The sequence below is a fragment of the Hymenobacter caeli genome (assembly GCF_013294115.1).
GTDB lineage: Bacteria > Bacteroidota > Bacteroidia > Cytophagales > Hymenobacteraceae > Hymenobacter > Hymenobacter caeli.
Genome location: NZ_JABSNP010000023.1, coordinates 44955 through 61104, shown reverse-complemented (window position 1 = coordinate 61104; position 16150 = coordinate 44955). Strand labels below are relative to the sequence as shown.

Genomic DNA, 16150 nt, shown 5'->3' with positions numbered 1-16150 from the left:
CAGAAGGTTAATGGGTTACTGCCAGCACGTCCAGCTTGCCGAACTTGCGCAGCTCGTACTCCTTGGTCATCAGGAAAATCAGCGGCGTGACCAGCAGAATGTGGGTCGAGGAGGTGAACACCCCGCCAATCATGGGCAGCACGATGGGTAGCATCACGTCGGAGCCCGTGCCCGTGGCCCAGAGCACCGGCACCAGCCCGAACAGCGCCACCGAGACGGTCATTAGCTTGGGCCGCAGGCGCTTGGCCGCGCCGTGGAACACGGCATCGCGCAAATCCTGCTTGCTGATGGTTTCGCTCGAATTGCCTTTGGCGGCCACCAGCTGCTGCATGGCATCGTTGAGGTAGATGACCATGATGACGCCCGTTTCCACGGCCAGCCCGAACAGGGCGATGAAGCCCACGGCCACCGCCACCGACAAATGCACGCCGTAGAAATACACCATGTAGGCCCCGCCGATGAGCGCAAACGGGATGGTGACCAGACTCAGCAGCGCCTCGCGCACCGAGTGAAACGCGAAGTACAGGCAGCCGAAAATCACCACCAACACGATGGGCAGAATGAAGAGCAGCGTGCGCTGCGAGCTAATCAAGTTTTCGTACTGCCCGCTCCACTCCAGGTAGTAGCCGGCGGGCAGCTTACCCTGCATGGCCTGCACCTTTTTCATGGCCTCGCCCACGGTGCCGCCCAGGTCGCGGCCCCGCACGTTGAAGAGCACCGCGCCGCGCAGCTGGGCGTTTTCGGAATTAATCATGGGCGGGCCGTTCTCGAAGCGCAGCGTAGCCACGGCTGAGAGCGGCACCGGCCCGTAGGCGGTGGTCTGAATCGGGATGCGGCCCAGCGCGGGCAGGCTGTTGCGGTAGTCCTCGGCCAGGCGCACGCCGATGGCGAAGCGCCGCCTACCCTCCACGGTGCTGGCCACCGGGGCCCCGCCAATGGCCATTTCGACCACCTCGTTCACCTGGTCCACGGTGAGGCCGTAGCGGGCCAGCTGGTCGCGCTTGAGGTCGATTTGTAAATATTTGCCGCCCGTGATGGGGTCCACGTACAGGTCCTGCACGCCGGGTACGCCGGTCAGGGCCGCCCGCACCCGCTGCGACACGTTGTAAATCGTATCGAGCTGCTGGCCATATACTTTCACGCCGACGTCGGTGCGAATGCCGGTGCTCAACATGTTGATGCGGTTGATAATGGGCTGGGTCCAGCCGTTCACTACCCCCGGTATTTGCAGCTTGCTGTTCAGCTCCTCAATCAGCTTGGCCTTGGTCAGGCCCGGCCGCCACTCGGCGCGGGGCTTGAGCTGGATGATGGTTTCAATCATGCTCAGCGGAGCGTTGTCGGTGGCGGTGCTGGCCCGGCCGGCCTTGCCGAGCACGCCCTTCACCTCGGGCACCTGCATGATAATCTTGTCCTGCACCTGCAAAATGCGCTTCACCTCCGTGTTCGACACGTCGGGCTGGGTGATGGGCATGAACAGAATGGAGCCCTCGTCGAGCGGCGGCATGAACTCGGTGCCCAGGCTCAGCAGCAGCGGAATGCTGATGGCCAATAGCAGTAGGTTGATGGCAATGGTGGTTTTGCGCCAGGTCAGGCACCAGTTGATGAGGGGCGCGTACACCCGTTCCAGGCCCCGGTTGATGGGGTTTTGCTCCTCCGTTTTGAACTTACCCTTCATAAAAAAGGACAGCAGCACCGGGGCCAGCGTCACGGCCAGCACGGCGTCGATGAGCAGGATAAACGTCTTGGTGTAGGCCAGCGGGTGAAACAGCTTGCCCTCCTGCCCGGTGAGCAAAAACACGGGCAGAAAGGACGCCACGATGATAATCGTGGAGAAGAAAATGCCCCGCGACACCTGCTGGCTGGACTTTTCGATGATGGCGAGGCGCTCGTCGTTAGTCATGGTGGACGGGTTCAGGCGTGGAAAGAGGAACGGTTTGCGCGGGCGAAAAACCAGGCGACGAACCGGGTGGTGCGCCCGCCGCGGCTTCTTCGGCGGCCTGGTGCAGGGCCAGGTTGCGGTAGGCATTTTCGGCCATCACGATGCCGTTATCGACAATGACCCCAATGGCCAGGGCAATGCCGGTGAGCGACATGATGTTGGACGAGATGCCGAAGGCGTTGAGCAAAATGAAGCTGGCGGCGATGGTAATCGGAATCTGGAGCAGGATGCTCAGGGCGCTGCGCCAGTGGAAGAGGAACACCAGCACCACCAGCGACACCACGGCCATTTCTTCGAGCAGCGTGTGCTTGATGTTGGCCACCGATTCTTCGATGAGGCCGCTGCGGTCGTACACGATGTCGAACGAGACGCCCGCCGGCAGGCCCTTGGCGACTTCGGTCATTTTGGCCTTCACGCGGGTGATGACGTCATCGGCGTTCTCGCCGTAGCGCATCACCACGATGCCGCCCACGGCCTCCCCCTGGCCGTTGTGGTCGAAGATGCCCAGGCGGCTTTCGCCCGTCATCTGCACCGTGCCCAGGTCGCGCAGGCGCAGCGGCACGCCGCCCGGCCGGGTGAGCACCGGCACGTTTTCCAGGGTGGCCACATCTTGGATGTAACCGCTGGTCTTGATGATGTAGCCCGTGCCACCCTGCTCGAATTTGCGGCCGCCCGCCTCGTTGTTGTTCTGGCGCACGGCGGCCAGCACCTGCGGCAGACTCACGTTGTAGTAGGTGAGCTTGGTGGGGTCTACGGTCACCTGGTACTCGGGCTGGAAGCCGCCGAAGCTGGCCACCTCACTCACGCCGGGCACGGTTTGCAGGCCGAACTTCACGTACCAGTCCTGCAAGGCGCGCTGCTCGCCCAGGTCCAGCTTGGGCGCGTGGAGCGTGTACCAGAGCACGTGGCCCACGCCCGTGCCGTCGGGGCCCAGGGTGGGCGTGAGGCCGGCCGGCAGCAGCCGCTGGGCGTAGTTGAGGCGTTCCAGCACCCGCTCGCGGGCCCAGTAGATGTCGGTGTTGTCGTTGAAAATGACGTACACGAAGCTCATCCCGAACATGGAGGCGGCGCGCACGGCCCGCACCTGGGCCAGCCCTTGCAGGTTGGTGACGAGGGGGTAGGTCACCTGGTCCTCGATGATTTGGGGCCCCCGCCCGGCCCACTCGGTGAACACAATCACCTGGTTTTCCGACAGGTCGGGAATCGCGTCAATCTTGCTGGCCCGGATGGAGAAGATGCCCCAGACCAGCAGCCCGGCCGCCAGCAGCAGCACCACGCCCCGGTTGCGCAGGGAGAGGGAAATAAGTCGTTCAATCATTTGATTAGCAGCTAACAGGTGCGGTATCCCGGTAAGGGAATTGCGTACTTCCCCGAGCATTAACGGCCAACTGCCAACTGCTCAGAGAACGACACGCACGAAAGCCCCACGGCCAAAAGGCCGGGGGCACCAGGCAACACCCAGAAGCTAAATCAGGAAGGCGTGGCCCCGCACGTAGGGGGGGCAGGCGGGCGGCGGAGCGGCCGTGGCCTGTAGCGGCGCAGCCGGCTCATCAGCCGGGTAGGTGGGGGTAGGCAGGCGGTAGGCCAGCCGCAGCGCGGGCGGCGCGGGCACCGCCACGAGCACCGGCAGCTTAAGCTGCGCGGTGCTGAGCTTCACGTCCTTGAGGGTGCTGCTCAGTTTTTTGTCATGGCAGCAGCCGGCCGGCTTTTTGGGCACCGGGCAGCAGCAAGCCGCCTCGCTGGTCACCGAAACTTCCGTCAGGGTTGGCCCGCAAAAGTGCATGCTGTACACCAACCCAGGGCTGGACAGCAGGTAACTTAGCAGTAGGAACAGGCTGAGGAAACGTTTCAAGTCAGCAGAACAACGAGTTAGCAGAATAAATTGCCGCCTGTAAAGGTACGGCGGCTGGCCAGCGCAGGATTTACAGAATTCAGCCGCGAGGCTTGCATAATTTGTGTCCCCACCCCCGGCCCAAGCGGCCGGCCGTGACGCGCGGGCACGGGCGCCCCAGCCATTGCCCGCGCTTTACTGTGCGGCCCGTTCCCGTTCCAGCCGGGCGAGCATTCGCTTCATCTGCTTGATTTCGCGCTCCTGGGCCGCAATAATGCTGTCGGCCAGCTGGCGCACTTCGGGGTCCTTGAGGTCGGCACGCTTGCTGACCATGATAGCGATGGAGTGGTGCGGAATCATGGCCTTCATCCAGAGCTTATCGCCAATGAATGTTTGGGAGCGCACCATGACGAGGGCCACCACGAACAGCACCAGGCTACCCCCCATAATCAGGGCGTTGCGCTGCTTGTCGGGGTACATGCTCCACATGAAGCCCATCATAATCAGCGTCATCGGCACCAGCATGAGCAGGGCCATGTACACGCGGGTGAGGCTGAAATACACGTGGTCCCACTCGTAGACGTTGAGGTACATCACGGCATACATGGCCACCAGGGAAGTGCCCAGCATCAGAAAAAAGCGCGAATAAGGTTTTTTGTGCTCCATAAGAAACGGGAGGAAATAAAAGGGAAAGAAATGAAAACTGGTGGGGGCCCTACCCCACCTGCGCTTCGTGCTGCCGACGCAGCGGCACGTCCAGCAGCATGGGCACGCCCTGAATGAGGGCCAACACTATGAACTCGTACCCTTCCAACAACTCGTGGTTGAGCAGCATCAACCCCGCCCCGACCAGATTAAGCAGTGCGGCCCCGGCGTAGAGCCGCTTACGGGAGCTACCATCCACCACGGCGGCCGTGTAGGCAAACCCGGCCGCGCCGAACAGGAACCACAGGGTATGAAAGCTGAAGTGCATCAGCGGCTTGGATTCGGCGGCGTGGGCCCCGAAGTTTTCGACCATTGCCAGCACCGTGGCCCCGGCCCACACCCAGACCAGAGCGTTGGCCCGGCGCCCCAGCAGTAGCGACAAAGTTACCGGCACGAGCATGGCCCCGGCCCAGGTCCAGAGGATGGCGGCGTGCGCGTGGTGCAGCGCCCGGCCGAAATATTCGGTGAGCAGGTAGGCCACGGTGACGGTGAGCCCCCACCACAGCAGCAAGGATTGACGGGTAATAGTCATGGGAAGAAGGTTGAAGCGGGAGAACGCCCCGCCGGGCCGGATTAAAATGCGTGCTGCAAGCCCAGGGTGGCCGTGAACTTGTCAGCGTCGGTGCCCAGGCCCGCGGCAGCCCCGGCGCTGAGGACCATTCGCGGATTCATCTGGCGGCGGATGCCGGCCTCCACGGACGACCCCATCTCGCCCCGGAAGCGGCGCTGCTCGCGCACAAAGTCTACGACCAGCGACGACTGCGGCGCGATGCGCGTGGAGTAGCCCACCAGCAGGGCGAAGCGGTCAAGGCGCTCCTCCTTTAACTGGCCGCCTTCGGCCTGCACGCCGGGCTGGCTGTTGTGGAAGTAGGCCAGGTTGAGGTGCAGGCGGTTGAGCGTGCCCAAAAAGCTTTTGGTGAGGATGAAACGGCCGTTGTAGTCGGTGCCCGCGCTGCGCAGGCCGGTGGGTAGCGTGAGGGTGCCGGCCAGGGCCACGGCGGGCAGGTACTTGCCTTCGGTGTTGAAGTTGTAGAGGCCCGCCACCTGCACGTTGCCGCTGCCCGACCGGTCGCCGTTGCCCGAGTACACGGGCACGGCCACGGCTAGCTGGGTATTGCGGAAAGGGCCAAATTCCAGCGTAGGCGTGTACTGCACCAGGTTGTCGCCCTGCTGGCTGCGCTGGTAGCGCACGGGCAGTTGCAACTCACGGTTGCCGTAGGCCGTGGGGTAGGCGTCTTCGAGGCGGGTGGGCAGGCCGGCATCGAGATTTATCTGGTCGGATTGGGCGTGGGCTAGCGGGGCCAGACCCAACAGGCAGAGCGCCGCCAGCAGCAGGCCGCGCAGGGTAATAGACTTGTTCATAAGAAGCTGATTCGGGAGATGAGAAAGAAAACGGCAGCGGCACTAGCGGGCCAGCGGGGCCAGCGTGGGCTCCTGGCTCATGTCGAGCGGCGGTACGTCGGGCATTGAGCCGTGCTTCTCCTGCCAGCCCTTGAGCATGGCGTCGCGCATCATTTCGGGCGTCTTACCGGGTTCCAGGGCCCCCGGCATCATCTTCATGCCGGGCATCAGCTGCATCATCGCGTCGTGCAGCGAGCCCTCGATTTCACCGGGCTCCATGCCGGGGCGCATCTTCATCTGAAACTGCGCCATCATCTTCTCTTTCATATCCGGGGCCATGTCGGGCATCATCAGGGGCATCATTTCCATCATCATCTCCATCATAATTTTCGACATTGCGCCTTCCGGGCCGGCCATCCAGGCGGGGTACTGGCGCGGGTCCACGTCGGGGTAGGGCAGGTCGAACTTGCGCACGTACTTCTCGTCGCCCGGCTGGTAGCTCATCGCGTCGATGACGCGGTACAGCTCGTCGCGCTGCTGCTGCTCGGTCCAGCCCTCGTAGCTGAGGATGTCGTAGGCCAGGCCGTGCAGCATGTGCAGGTTATCGAAGATGTTGGCCGACTCGGGCGACATGCGGGCATAGCGCGGCATCAGCTCCCGGCTGAGAATCATGCGCTGGGGCCGGTTTTTGTACACCTCGTTAAACATGAGGTCGTTCACTGCTTTCAGCGCCGCCTCCTGGCCACCGCTGGCGTTACCGCTCAACATCTGGGCCTCGTAGATGGCCGGGTGCCACCAGTGCGCCACCCAGGCCTGGGAGTTGGACTTGGGGTAGAAGTTGCGGTAGTAGGTGAAGTAGGGCTTCATCATGCAGGCCGCCCGGCGCATGGTGATGTCGAGCGGGGCCACCGAGCGGGCCACGTCCTGGTTGCGGGCCAGGTAGAGCTTCACGGCGCGGTCGGTCCACTGCTTTTTCTTGTCCCAGGCCACGCGCTGGCTGGCCATGATGTCGTAGGTCTGCTCGTGGTGCTGGTGGGTCCAGTCAATCGTGCGAAACAGCTTCCAGGCCACCCGCGCCGTGTAGGGCCCGAACAGCTCCATCGAGGGGCCCACCTTCGACTTTTTGTTTTTCACGAAGTCAAACACCTGGGCGTCGAAGTCGGCGTCCACCTGCACGCGGTCGGCCAGCTTGGTTTGCAGCAGCACGTCGTGCTCGCGGCCGTGGTGGAAGTGGAAACCCGCCGACAGGGCTTCGGATTCGCCGTGCCGGTGGAAAAATGCCGCATTGTACGGCCCCCGAATGTAGCTGACCTCCTTGCGGGGCTCGGTCGTGGTGTGGCTGGCCGAGCACGCCGCCAGCAGCATTCCCAGTCCCACCCCAGTAATAAACTTGAATGCCATAGTAGTGAGCTTATTAATCTGGTGCCCGTGAGGGCAGTTAGTTGAAATGAGTTGATTTTACGGCCCTGACGCAGGGTAGATTTATCCCTGTTCCCACGGGTTGTTGCATAATTTCGAGTACGCTTCAGCTTAGTTGCACCCATTTATAAAACGAAAAACGCCCGGTCATGCCGGGCGTTTTTGGCTGCTGAAACAAGGGGGGGTAGGCCGCTAGAAACTGCCGCCTGGCGAGGTAGCGCAATAACTTACTTCAGGGACCGGCGCAGTAGCTGCGCGTTCAAGGCCACGATGACGGTGCTCGCGCTCATGAGTACCGCGCCCATGGCTGGGCTGAGCACGAAGTGCGGGTAGAGCACCCCGGCCGCCAGGGGCAGGGCGATGACGTTGTAGCCGGTGGCCCAAAACAGGTTTTGCATCATCTTGGCGTAGGTGGCCTTGCCGAACTCCACCAGGTTGGTGATGTCCAGGGGCTGGCTGTTGACCAGGATAATGTCGGCGGTTTCGGCCGCGATGTCGGTGCCCGAGCCCACGGCGATGCCCACGTTGGCCTGGGCCAGGGCGGGCGCGTCGTTCACGCCGTCGCCGGTCATGGCCACGAACTGGCCTTTGGCCTGCAAGTCCTTAACAATTTTGACTTTCTGGTCGGGCAGCACCTCGGCGTACACCCCGTCCAGGCCCAATTCTTTGGCCACGGCGTCGGCCACCTGCTGGTTGTCGCCGGTGGCCATGTACACCTTAATGCCCTGCTGTTGCAGGCGCTGCACGGCCTCTTTGGAGTCGTCCCGAATGCGGTCGGCCAGGGCCACGTAGCCTGCCAGCTTACCATCCAGTAGCACGAACACCACCGTTTCGGCTCCGTTGCTGACGGCATCGGGGGGTAGGGCGATATTCTTTTCTTTGAGGTAGCCGGGGCTGGCCACCACCACGGCCTTGCCGGCCACGGTGGCAGATACGCCCTTGCCCGTCAGCGACTGAAAATCTTGAATGGCGGGCAGGGCAAGCCCTTTTTTGTGCGCCTCGCGCACGATGCCCTGGGCAATGGGGTGCTGCGACTGCTGCTCCAACGCCGCGGTCATGCCCAGTAAAGCCGCCTCGTCGAAGCCGGCGGTCAACACTTTAACGCGGGTCACGCCGAACGCGCCTTCGGTGAGGGTGCCGGTTTTGTCGAAGACCATGGCCGTAATCTTGCGGGCTTCCTCAAAAGCGGTGCGGTTGCGAATCAGCAGGCCCTTGCTGGCCGAAATGGACGTGGAAATGGCCACTACCAGCGGAATGGCCACGCCCAGCGCATGTGGGCAGGCCGTGACCATCACCGTGACCATGCGCTCGATAGCGAAGGCCGCGTCCTTGCCCAGCCAGAACCAGACGGCCAGCGTGCCGAGGCCGCCCACCAGCGACACCGCCGTGAGCCAGCCGGCGGCGCGGTCGGCCAGGGTCTGGGTTTGCGACTTGGTATTTTGGGCCTCGCCGACCATCTTCACCACCTTACTCAGGTAGCTGTCGGCCCCCTGGTGCGTGACGCGAATGGTGAGCGCGCCCTCGCCGTTGACCGCCCCGGCGATGACCTTGCCGCCCGCTTCCTTCTGCACCGGCACGCTTTCCCCCGTGAGCATGCTCTCGTTCACGGCGCTGCTACCGTCTGTTACTTCGCCATCGGTGGGAATCCGCTCGCCGGGCCGCACCAGCACCACATCGCCGACCACCAGGGCCGTGACCTTGACGTCGCTGATTTTATCGCCCTGCTTTTGGTGGGCCTCGGCGGGGAGCAGCTGCACCAGCAGCTCCAGCGCGTGCGAGGCCCCGGCCACCGACTTCATCTCCAGGTAGTGGCCCAGCAGCATGATGTCAATCAGCGTGGCTAACTCCAGAAACAGGTCCATGCCCCGCAGCCAGCCCACCGTCACGGCCACGCTGTAGCCGTAGGCCACGCTGATGGCCACGGCCACCAGCGTCATCATGCCCGGCTGCCGGCTGCGCAACTCGCCCACCGTGCCGCTGAGGAACGGCCACCCGCCGTAGAGGTAAATAGCGGTGGCCAAGGCCAGTAGCACCGGCGTGCTGTACGGGAACGTGAAGTGGTAGCCCACCAGGTTTTGAAGCATCATCGACCCGGCGACGACGGGCACCGACAAAGCTAGGCACACCCAGAACCGGCGCAGGAAATCGGCAATCATGGCCCCGTGGTCGTGCCCGGCCATTTTGCTGTGGTCCATTTTTTCGTGGTCCATCGGCTTGGGGGCCGCGCCCGGCGCTGCCGGTGACGACGCGGGTGCGGCCGGTCCGTGGTGCCCCGCGTGGTCCGGCGCTGGCAACTTGGACGGCGATTTGTCGCCGGGGGCAACGGGCGGCGGAGTGGCGGTAGCCGGCTCAGATTGGCTATTCATGATGCGGAAGGTTAGAAGACAGGGTTACCTGCCTACTACTGTTGGAGAAGAGCAGCGGGCGCAGAACCAGCGGTAGCAAAGGTCCACCGGGGCTGGACGCGGGGGCATGACAAGTGAAGCCCCGAAGAATGAGCTTTGTCATGCTTCGTAAGGCTAACTACCCTGGCGACGAATTCAGCAGCGGAGAAGGAACGGAACCGCCGCTAAACCAAAAGCGCCCGGTGCTACCGGGCGCTTTTAGCTGTTAAAATAACGGGCTTAGGCCGCCTGAATCCTGAAGCCGGCCCCCTCTACGGCCCGCACGACTTGCTCGGGAGTGAGCTGGTCGGAGTTGACCGTGAGAATCTTGTCGGGGTTGGCGGTATCCACCTGCCAGTTGCCGGCCCCGGCTTCCTGGTTGAGGGTAGGCGTAACGGACTTGATGCAGCCGCCGCAGTTGATGTTGGTTTTAAATTGGAGCGTTTTCATGACGAATGGAACTAGGGGGACCACCGGTGGTCCGTGTCAATAGAACGTACAGAGAGGCCGCCAGGTGCTACTAAAACGGTGTAGAATTACGTCGCCGGCTTGCATGATTTGGGACCGGGAAAGAATCGGGAGGCGTTAAAAAGCGGGACAGGGCTGCCCTAATTTCAGGAAGACCCTGTCGCACGGTTGGCCTTGTTTGGGTCACATTTTCATGTTGCCCATTTTCGCGTCCGCCTTCATTTTGCCATTCTGGTGCATTTCCGCCATCGTGGTTATCTTGCCGTTCATCATCATGCACTGGCCGTCCTTCATGGTCATGGTAGTGCCGTCTTTCCTGGTGCAGGTGCCGTCGGGCTTGCAGACGCTGCCGTCGCTCATGGTCATGTCTTTGGTCATAGGCATCATCTTGCCGCCCATCATCGTCATCATTTTGCCGTCTTTCATGGTGCAGCCGGCCTTGGCCATTTGGCCGTGGTGCATTTGGCCACTCATGGGCTTAGGAGCGGGGGCAGTCTGGGCTTGGGCCAGGGGGCAAGCGCCGCTGAGCAGCAGCGCAGGCAATAGTTTCAATACGTTTTTCATGGGGAAGGGAAAATTGAGGGAGAAAGAAATAAATGCCGCCGACCAGGAGGGCTCGGGTTGTGGCCGGTTTTAAACGCTGGCCCCGGCCGACTACGGGCTTAAAAGCGGTAGCTGAGGCCCCCGCCGCCCCCGAAGCGGTTGTCGTAGCTGCCCATCAGCGAGAAGTTGCGCGAGAGCAGGTAGTCGGCACCGGTATGCCAGACGACTTCTTTCTCAAAGCGGCGGTTGTTGTCCAGTGTGTTCACCCACCCGAAGTCGGCCTGGTACTCGTAATAGCCGGATACGAGCAGCCGCGGCAGCACCATAATTTTCCGGCCCAGGCTCAGGCGGGGCCGCAATTGGTTGTCGATGCGGGCGTCGAGGCTGAACAGGTAGGGCGTCAGGAAGCGGACCCCGACCACGGCCTTCACATCGGTTTTGGTAACCATCCGGCCCGCGGTGCCCGGCTCGGTGAGCGGGGCGGGCAGCTGCTGCCGGAAGTTCTCCACGTTCACGCCCCCAAACACGCGGAAGTAGTCGTAGAGGTAGCGCTCGTAGGTGGCCTCCGTTTCCATGTTGCGGTTCCACCCGTTCTCCACGCTCAGGTTGAACTGGTTGCGGATGTTGGACGACATCAGGTTTAGCGAGCCCATGTGCGAGGCGGCATCGAGGCGGCCCCAGGTGTAGTACCGGTCGGTGCCGTGCACCGCCGTGCTCGCCGGGAAGCCCTGCATCCGCGGGTCGCGGGGCGTGCCGTAGCTCACAACGCGGGCCATGCCGCCCACCAGGTGGTAGAGGACGTGGCAGTGCAGAAACCAGTCGCCCGACTCGTTGCCCAGCACCTCGATGGTGACCTGCTGCATGGGCGGCACGTTCACCGTGTGCTTCAGGGGCGAGTACGCGCCGTTGGCGTTGAGAACCCGAAAAAAGTGCCCGTGCAGGTGCATGGGGTGGTGCATCATCGTCAGGTTGTTGAAGGTGATGCGGGTAACCTGGTTGACTCGGATGGGAATTTCGTCTGCTTCCGATAAGGGCACGCCGTTCATACTCCAGATGTAGCGCTGCATGTTGCCGGTGAGGTTGAGCAGGACGTTGCGCACGGGCAGGTTGTCGGCGTAGGCCGTTTTCTGCGGGGACCGCAAGAAGTCGTAGTTGTACTCGGCGAACATATCCATGCCGCCCATGTCCATTCCAGCCTTCGCCTTACTAGCTTCCATATTCATCCCGGCCATCGGCTTATCGGTACCCATCTTCCTGCCGTTCATCAACATACCGTGTCCGGCGTGGGCCGAGTCGGCGGGCATTTTCATACCATCCATCTTCATGCCGGCCATACCGGGCTTAGATGAGGTAGGCTGGTCGTCCATCTTGATGCCAGCCATTTTCTTATCGCCGCCCATGTCCATGTCAGCCATCTTCTTGCCGCCGCCCATGTTCATGCCGCCCATTTTCCCATCCGTTCCTTGCTTGTCCATCTGCATGCCCCAGTTGGCCTTCATCTGCTCGGGGTCGACGTGGTGGGGGCGAAACTTGAGGGCGGGTGCACCCATGCGCATGTCCATTTTGGCCATCTGCTGCATGAGCGCGATTTTGTCGGGCCGGGGCAGCACCGGGGCGGCCAGCACCGGGCCCGTGCCCAGGTACGCTGAGGTGGTGCCGGAGCCATCCTGCGCCATGGCCCGCAACTCCAGCTTGCCGGAGGGCGGAATCGTGACCAGGAAATCGTAGGTTTCGGCGATGGCAATGAAGGTTTTGTTGTGCTTCACCGGCACCACGTCCTGCCCGTCGGCCGCCACCAGCAGCGGGTCTCCGCCCCCGAACGTCAGCCAGAACTGCGTCGACGTACCCCCGTTGATGATGCGCAGGCGCACCCGCTCGCCGGGCTTCAAATCCGGGTATTGCTGCACCGGCTGGCCGTTTACCAGGAAGGCGTCGTAGGACACGTCGGCAATGTCGAAGCTCTCCATGCGCTGCTTCCAGAAGTTAAGCTGCGCCCCGAAGGCCCCGCGGGCAATAACGCGGTTGAGCGGCGTGGCCGTGCCCTTGGCAATGTTATACCACTCGGTGCCCCGCTTGAGGTTGCGCAGCACGTCTTTAGGCTTCTGGTTCGTCCAGTCCGAGAGCATCAGCACCAGGTCCTTGTCGTAGGTGAGGCGCTCGTGCCGGGGCTCGATGACGATGCCGCCGTACACGCCGGTTTGTTCCTCTAGGGAGTGCGCGTGGTACCAGTAGGTGCCGGCCTGCTTGAGGGGAAACAGGTATTTTAGCTCCTGCCCCGGCTTGATGGGCGGCGTAGTGAGGTAAGGCACGCCATCGTAAAAATTGGGCACCAGGACCCCGTGCCAGTGCACGGACGCCTCCACGTTCATTTGATTCTTGACGTAAATCACGGCGTAGCCACCCTCTTTGAAGCGCAGGGTGGGGCCGGGAATGCCGCCGTTGACGGTCGTCCCCGTCACGGTTTTGCCGGCCTTGTTTACCGGCTCCTGCCGCAGGGTCAAGTGATAAACGGTCGTATCGGTCTGGGCCCGGGCCGGCCGGCCCGTGAGCAACAACAGCAGCGAAAAAAAGAGTAAGGCGTTAACTTTCATGTCGGGGTTGTTGGGGTGCCCGCCGCCCGCCGGGCATTGGGTATGCCAGAATTGGATTCAGCTGACATATGCTTAAAAAATTATGCTGTTCCGGCGCTGAACTGGGCGCTGTGGCCGGCCTATTTCGCGTTTAGCAACAGCTGGTTGACTTTATACATCTTGTGGAAATCGTCGTAGTCGGCGACGTTCGCGTTTTGGAATTGCGCGTCCAGGGCGTTGTGAAACGCGTGGTTGCCGGGGGTGGCCTGTTTAAGGGCCTCCAGGGTCAAGGGCTGGATGGGGCCGTCCAATTGGGTGCTGAAGTAGAAATCCATTTGCTTCCCCAACTCCTCGCCGCCGACGGGGTTGACGGCCGTTTTTTGGTAGATGACCAGCCCGAGGTTTTCCAGCAGCTGGTAGTCTTTGTTCTGGAAGAACCGGAAGTCGTGGCCGCCGCAGTCCCGGACGCCAAAGATTTCACTCTTTTGCAGGGTGTTCTTCTTGCCCTCGTGGATGACGTTGATGAAAGACTTATTGCTGAACTCGTGCAGCTCAATCCGGTGGACTTCCGTCTGGCAGTTGACTTGCAGGAACATTTTTCCCTGTTGAAAGTCCTTCGCGCTGCGGTACACCCCGCTGCCGACGGGCGCGTGCGGGGGCTTGGCGCGGCCAGCGGTTAGCGTCGATGCGCTGCTCAGCAGCAGCACGGACAGCAGATACAGTGCCTTTTTCATGGTACGGGAGGTTAGTAGGTGGAAAAAATACCCCGGCCGATTCGGCGGAACCGTCGCAGAACCATTGCATCCGGCGGCGCGGGTTGCCTGGATGGCATTATTTGCCGGCAGGAGAGCCGGCAGCCCTCAGGGGGTCGATGCGTTTAGCAACGACTTCTGGTAGAGGTAATTGATTCGGTATTGGGCGTTGTGTGCGTCGTATGCCGTCAGGTCCGTGCCGTTGGGAAACGACACGTCCAGGGCGCTCAGGAAGGTGTGGTTGCCGGCGTAGGCCTTTTGCAGCCCCGCCAGGTTCAGGCGTTGCACGGGGGCGTCGGGGCCGGCGCTGAAAAAGTAGGGCGAAGGCAGCGGCTGCCCCTTCGCCTGGGTGTGCTGGGGCGTCTGGTAGAGCAGAATCGGCCCCTTGCTCAGCACTTTGTAATCAAGGCCGTCGGCCAGCCGGTAATCGGTACCGGCACCGTCCCGCACCCCGAAAATCTCCTTTTTCTGGTATCGGTGCGTTTCGCCGTGGTGCCTCACGGTGATGTAGGACTTGTTGAAAAACTCGTTCAGCTTAATCCGGTGGTCTTCCCGCTGCGGGTCGCTTTCCAGGGTCAGCTTGTCTTGTTCAAAATCGGCCCCCGTGAGGTACACGCCGCTTCGCAGAGGCGGTTTTGCGGGAGACTGGGCAACCACCGGCAGCAGGGCCGCCAGTAAGGCGACGGATAACAGGAGCTTTTTCATAAGCGATAGGCCTGAAAGCAGGTGTAAATGGGGGCGAAATCCACGCGGGTCAGGACAACTGATGGCCGGGGAGGTGGCCCCCGCAAGGCACTGCAAAATTCGGCGCGAGCCCACCGCTGGGCTCTGCGTATCGTCATGCTTATCAATGATTTTCGTCATCCACAGGCCGGCAGCCGAAAAGGCATTTTGCGAAGGCCTGGGGCATCAAGCAGCCGGGTCCAGCCAACGGACTTAGCGGAGCAAGAACCAAGCAGTAGAAACGACAAAGCCCGGCCGTTGAACGACCGGGCTTTGGCTAGAAATCGGGTGGCGGATTGTGCTGGGCGGCTATCCCCTGCCGGCAGCCTGCTGCGGACCCCCGCGGGGCTTAGTTGCTCGTTTCGTCCTGCGGCGTCAGGGCCGGACCGCTGGTGTGGTCATCGCCGAACTGCTGGTCGTGCATTCGGAGGCCCGCGCCCAGCTCGTAGCTGCCCTCCTCGGTGAAGCCGGGGCCCTGGGCGTGCTCGCCGGCGGTGGTGTGGTTGTTGCCGCCCTGGGGCTCGGTTTCGGAGCCGCCGATGTGCAGGTGCTGGAGCTGGTCTTTCTGGTCGCTGCGCTGGGTGTAGCTGTTGGCCCCCATGCTGCGGTGGGCGCTGGCGTCGTCGCTCTCCTTGCCGTTGCTTTGGTCGCGCTGGTAGGCGTGCTCCCGGGCCAGCGCTTCGTTGTAGCCGGCCGGAATGATAATGGTCGGGTTCTGGTTGGGCGCATCAATTTGCTGGCTCTGCTCTTCGGGCAGCGTACCGTCTTCTTCGAACAACTCGTCGCTGGGAATCATAAGGGAGGGTTTACGTAGTTACTGGTCAGTGATGTAACACCGGACTGGTTGTATGCAATGTGGGTTTGTAGTGCCTTTGGACCGTCCGGCATTGGCTTCGTGGGCAGTAGGTATATTTCTGGCCACCGTGAGGTAGAAAGAAACTCAGGCTATAAATCAAGAATGGCAGAACCGCGAATTGCAGCACGGGGGAAAAGCCCACCCCGAGGCCTGGAAGAAGGGGCATGCGGTCGGTGTAAACCCAGCTTCCCGCCGCCAGGTGGACAATCTCGGTTAACACGGCTCCGGCACTTCCAATCATCACGAGCCAAAAAGCCCGTCGCCACGTCAACTGCCGCACCCAGAGGCCATCCTGGTACACGAGCGCCAAACTCAAGTATAGCAACGCCGCCATGACGGCATCCGCCAGCGCTGCCAGGGCTAAAAAAGCGACGTGCCGCGGGTCATAGCCGCAGCCTTCGTACAATGGGCAATGGCTCAGCTCCCAACTGAAATTCAGCGCAAAAGCCAGCACCAGTGCGCAGCCGATGAACCGCTTGAACGCGCTGCGGTCGGGCGCTCTTTTTACAAAGTAGATGCAGAATATCCCTGCAACTGCCAACGCTATTGTCGGCACCACAAACATGCCAGGGGATAGAATCGTCATTGGGGTCGCGGTAGCGGGGAAACAGGTTAGAAA

General features: G+C 62.0%; 15 protein-coding genes. All 15 read right to left on the bottom strand.

Going from position 1 to position 16150, the window contains the following annotated elements; genetic code table 11:
- Positions 1–7: 7 nt before the first annotated feature.
- Entirely contained in the window at positions 8–1900 is a 1893-nt protein-coding gene (locus HNP98_RS22280) for an efflux RND transporter permease subunit (protein WP_173811758.1), read from the bottom strand.
- Positions 1893–3257, bottom strand: a complete 1365-nt coding sequence (locus tag HNP98_RS22275; protein ID WP_262889142.1) for an efflux RND transporter permease subunit — start codon at positions 3255–3257, stop codon at positions 1893–1895. The genes HNP98_RS22280 and HNP98_RS22275 overlap by 8 nt, the downstream gene beginning before the upstream one ends.
- Positions 3258–3404: 147 nt before the next feature.
- Positions 3405–3791, bottom strand: a complete 387-nt coding sequence (locus HNP98_RS18960) for an HYC_CC_PP family protein (RefSeq protein ID WP_173811757.1) — start codon at positions 3789–3791, stop codon at positions 3405–3407.
- A gap of 174 nt (positions 3792–3965) precedes the next feature.
- Positions 3966–4436, bottom strand: coding sequence for a DUF305 domain-containing protein (locus tag HNP98_RS18955; RefSeq protein WP_173811756.1), 471 nt, complete (start codon positions 4434–4436; stop codon positions 3966–3968).
- 49 nt (positions 4437–4485) lie between these two features.
- Complete coding sequence (locus HNP98_RS18950) at positions 4486–5007, bottom strand: hypothetical protein (protein ID WP_173811755.1); 522 nt, start codon at positions 5005–5007, stop codon at positions 4486–4488.
- A gap of 41 nt (positions 5008–5048) precedes the next feature.
- Positions 5049–5837, bottom strand: coding sequence for a transporter (locus HNP98_RS18945; RefSeq protein WP_173811754.1), 789 nt, complete (start codon positions 5835–5837; stop codon positions 5049–5051).
- 42 nt (positions 5838–5879) lie between these two features.
- Positions 5880–7217 carry a hypothetical protein gene (locus HNP98_RS18940; RefSeq protein ID WP_173811753.1) on the bottom strand — a complete coding sequence of 446 codons (1338 nt, stop codon included), beginning with the start codon at positions 7215–7217 and terminating at the stop codon, positions 5880–5882.
- 245 nt (positions 7218–7462) lie between these two features.
- Positions 7463–9445: a heavy metal translocating P-type ATPase gene (locus HNP98_RS18935; RefSeq protein ID WP_246275224.1), complete on the bottom strand. Its 1983-nt coding sequence runs from the start codon at positions 9443–9445 to the stop codon at positions 7463–7465.
- 414 nt (positions 9446–9859) lie between these two features.
- Positions 9860–10069 (bottom strand): heavy-metal-associated domain-containing protein, encoded by a 210-nt coding sequence (locus HNP98_RS18930; protein WP_173811752.1) that lies wholly within the window; start codon positions 10067–10069, stop codon positions 9860–9862.
- A gap of 201 nt (positions 10070–10270) precedes the next feature.
- Positions 10271–10651 carry a DUF6799 domain-containing protein gene (locus HNP98_RS18925; RefSeq protein WP_173811751.1) on the bottom strand — a complete coding sequence of 127 codons (381 nt, stop codon included), beginning with the start codon at positions 10649–10651 and terminating at the stop codon, positions 10271–10273.
- Positions 10652–10749: 98 nt separating this feature from the next.
- Positions 10750–13221, bottom strand: a complete 2472-nt coding sequence (locus HNP98_RS18920) for a multicopper oxidase domain-containing protein (RefSeq protein ID WP_173811750.1) — start codon at positions 13219–13221, stop codon at positions 10750–10752.
- Between the two features lie 119 nt (positions 13222–13340).
- Complete coding sequence (locus HNP98_RS18915) at positions 13341–13934, bottom strand: hypothetical protein (RefSeq protein ID WP_173811749.1); 594 nt, start codon at positions 13932–13934, stop codon at positions 13341–13343.
- 126 nt (positions 13935–14060) lie between these two features.
- Positions 14061–14657, bottom strand: coding sequence for a hypothetical protein (locus tag HNP98_RS18910; protein ID WP_173811748.1), 597 nt, complete (start codon positions 14655–14657; stop codon positions 14061–14063).
- 367 nt (positions 14658–15024) lie between these two features.
- Positions 15025–15471: a hypothetical protein gene (locus HNP98_RS18905; protein ID WP_173811747.1), complete on the bottom strand. Its 447-nt coding sequence runs from the start codon at positions 15469–15471 to the stop codon at positions 15025–15027.
- A 25-nt stretch (positions 15472–15496) separates the two neighbouring features.
- A complete protein-coding gene (locus HNP98_RS18900; protein ID WP_173811746.1) occupies positions 15497–16117 on the bottom strand; it encodes a hypothetical protein in 621 nt (206 codons plus the stop codon).
- Positions 16118–16150 lie beyond the last annotated feature (33 nt).

Bases quoted from the DNA above. Each gene is read 5' to 3' on its own strand.
- HNP98_RS18935 (WP_246275224.1), bottom strand. From the start codon at position 9,445: ATGGACCACGAAAAAATGGACCACAGCAAAATGGCCGGGCACGACCAC.
- HNP98_RS18915 (WP_173811749.1), bottom strand. From the start codon at position 13,934: ATGAAAAAGGCACTGTATCTGCTGTCCGTGCTGCTGCTGAGCAGCGCA.
- HNP98_RS22280 (WP_173811758.1), bottom strand. From the start codon at position 1,900: ATGACTAACGACGAGCGCCTCGCCATCATCGAAAAGTCCAGCCAGCAG.
- HNP98_RS18925 (WP_173811751.1), bottom strand. From the start codon at position 10,651: ATGAAAAACGTATTGAAACTATTGCCTGCGCTGCTGCTCAGCGGCGCT.
- HNP98_RS18920 (WP_173811750.1), bottom strand. From the start codon at position 13,221: ATGAAAGTTAACGCCTTACTCTTTTTTTCGCTGCTGTTGTTGCTCACG.
- HNP98_RS18930 (WP_173811752.1), bottom strand. From the start codon at position 10,069: ATGAAAACGCTCCAATTTAAAACCAACATCAACTGCGGCGGCTGCATC.
- HNP98_RS18910 (WP_173811748.1), bottom strand. From the start codon at position 14,657: ATGAAAAAGCTCCTGTTATCCGTCGCCTTACTGGCGGCCCTGCTGCCG.
- HNP98_RS22275 (WP_262889142.1), bottom strand. From the start codon at position 3,257: ATGATTGAACGACTTATTTCCCTCTCCCTGCGCAACCGGGGCGTGGTG.
- HNP98_RS18955 (WP_173811756.1), bottom strand. From the start codon at position 4,436: ATGGAGCACAAAAAACCTTATTCGCGCTTTTTTCTGATGCTGGGCACT.
- HNP98_RS18950 (WP_173811755.1), bottom strand. From the start codon at position 5,007: ATGACTATTACCCGTCAATCCTTGCTGCTGTGGTGGGGGCTCACCGTC.
- HNP98_RS18940 (WP_173811753.1), bottom strand. From the start codon at position 7,217: ATGGCATTCAAGTTTATTACTGGGGTGGGACTGGGAATGCTGCTGGCG.
- HNP98_RS18905 (WP_173811747.1), bottom strand. From the start codon at position 15,471: ATGATTCCCAGCGACGAGTTGTTCGAAGAAGACGGTACGCTGCCCGAA.
- HNP98_RS18900 (WP_173811746.1), bottom strand. From the start codon at position 16,117: ATGACGATTCTATCCCCTGGCATGTTTGTGGTGCCGACAATAGCGTTG.
- HNP98_RS18945 (WP_173811754.1), bottom strand. From the start codon at position 5,837: ATGAACAAGTCTATTACCCTGCGCGGCCTGCTGCTGGCGGCGCTCTGC.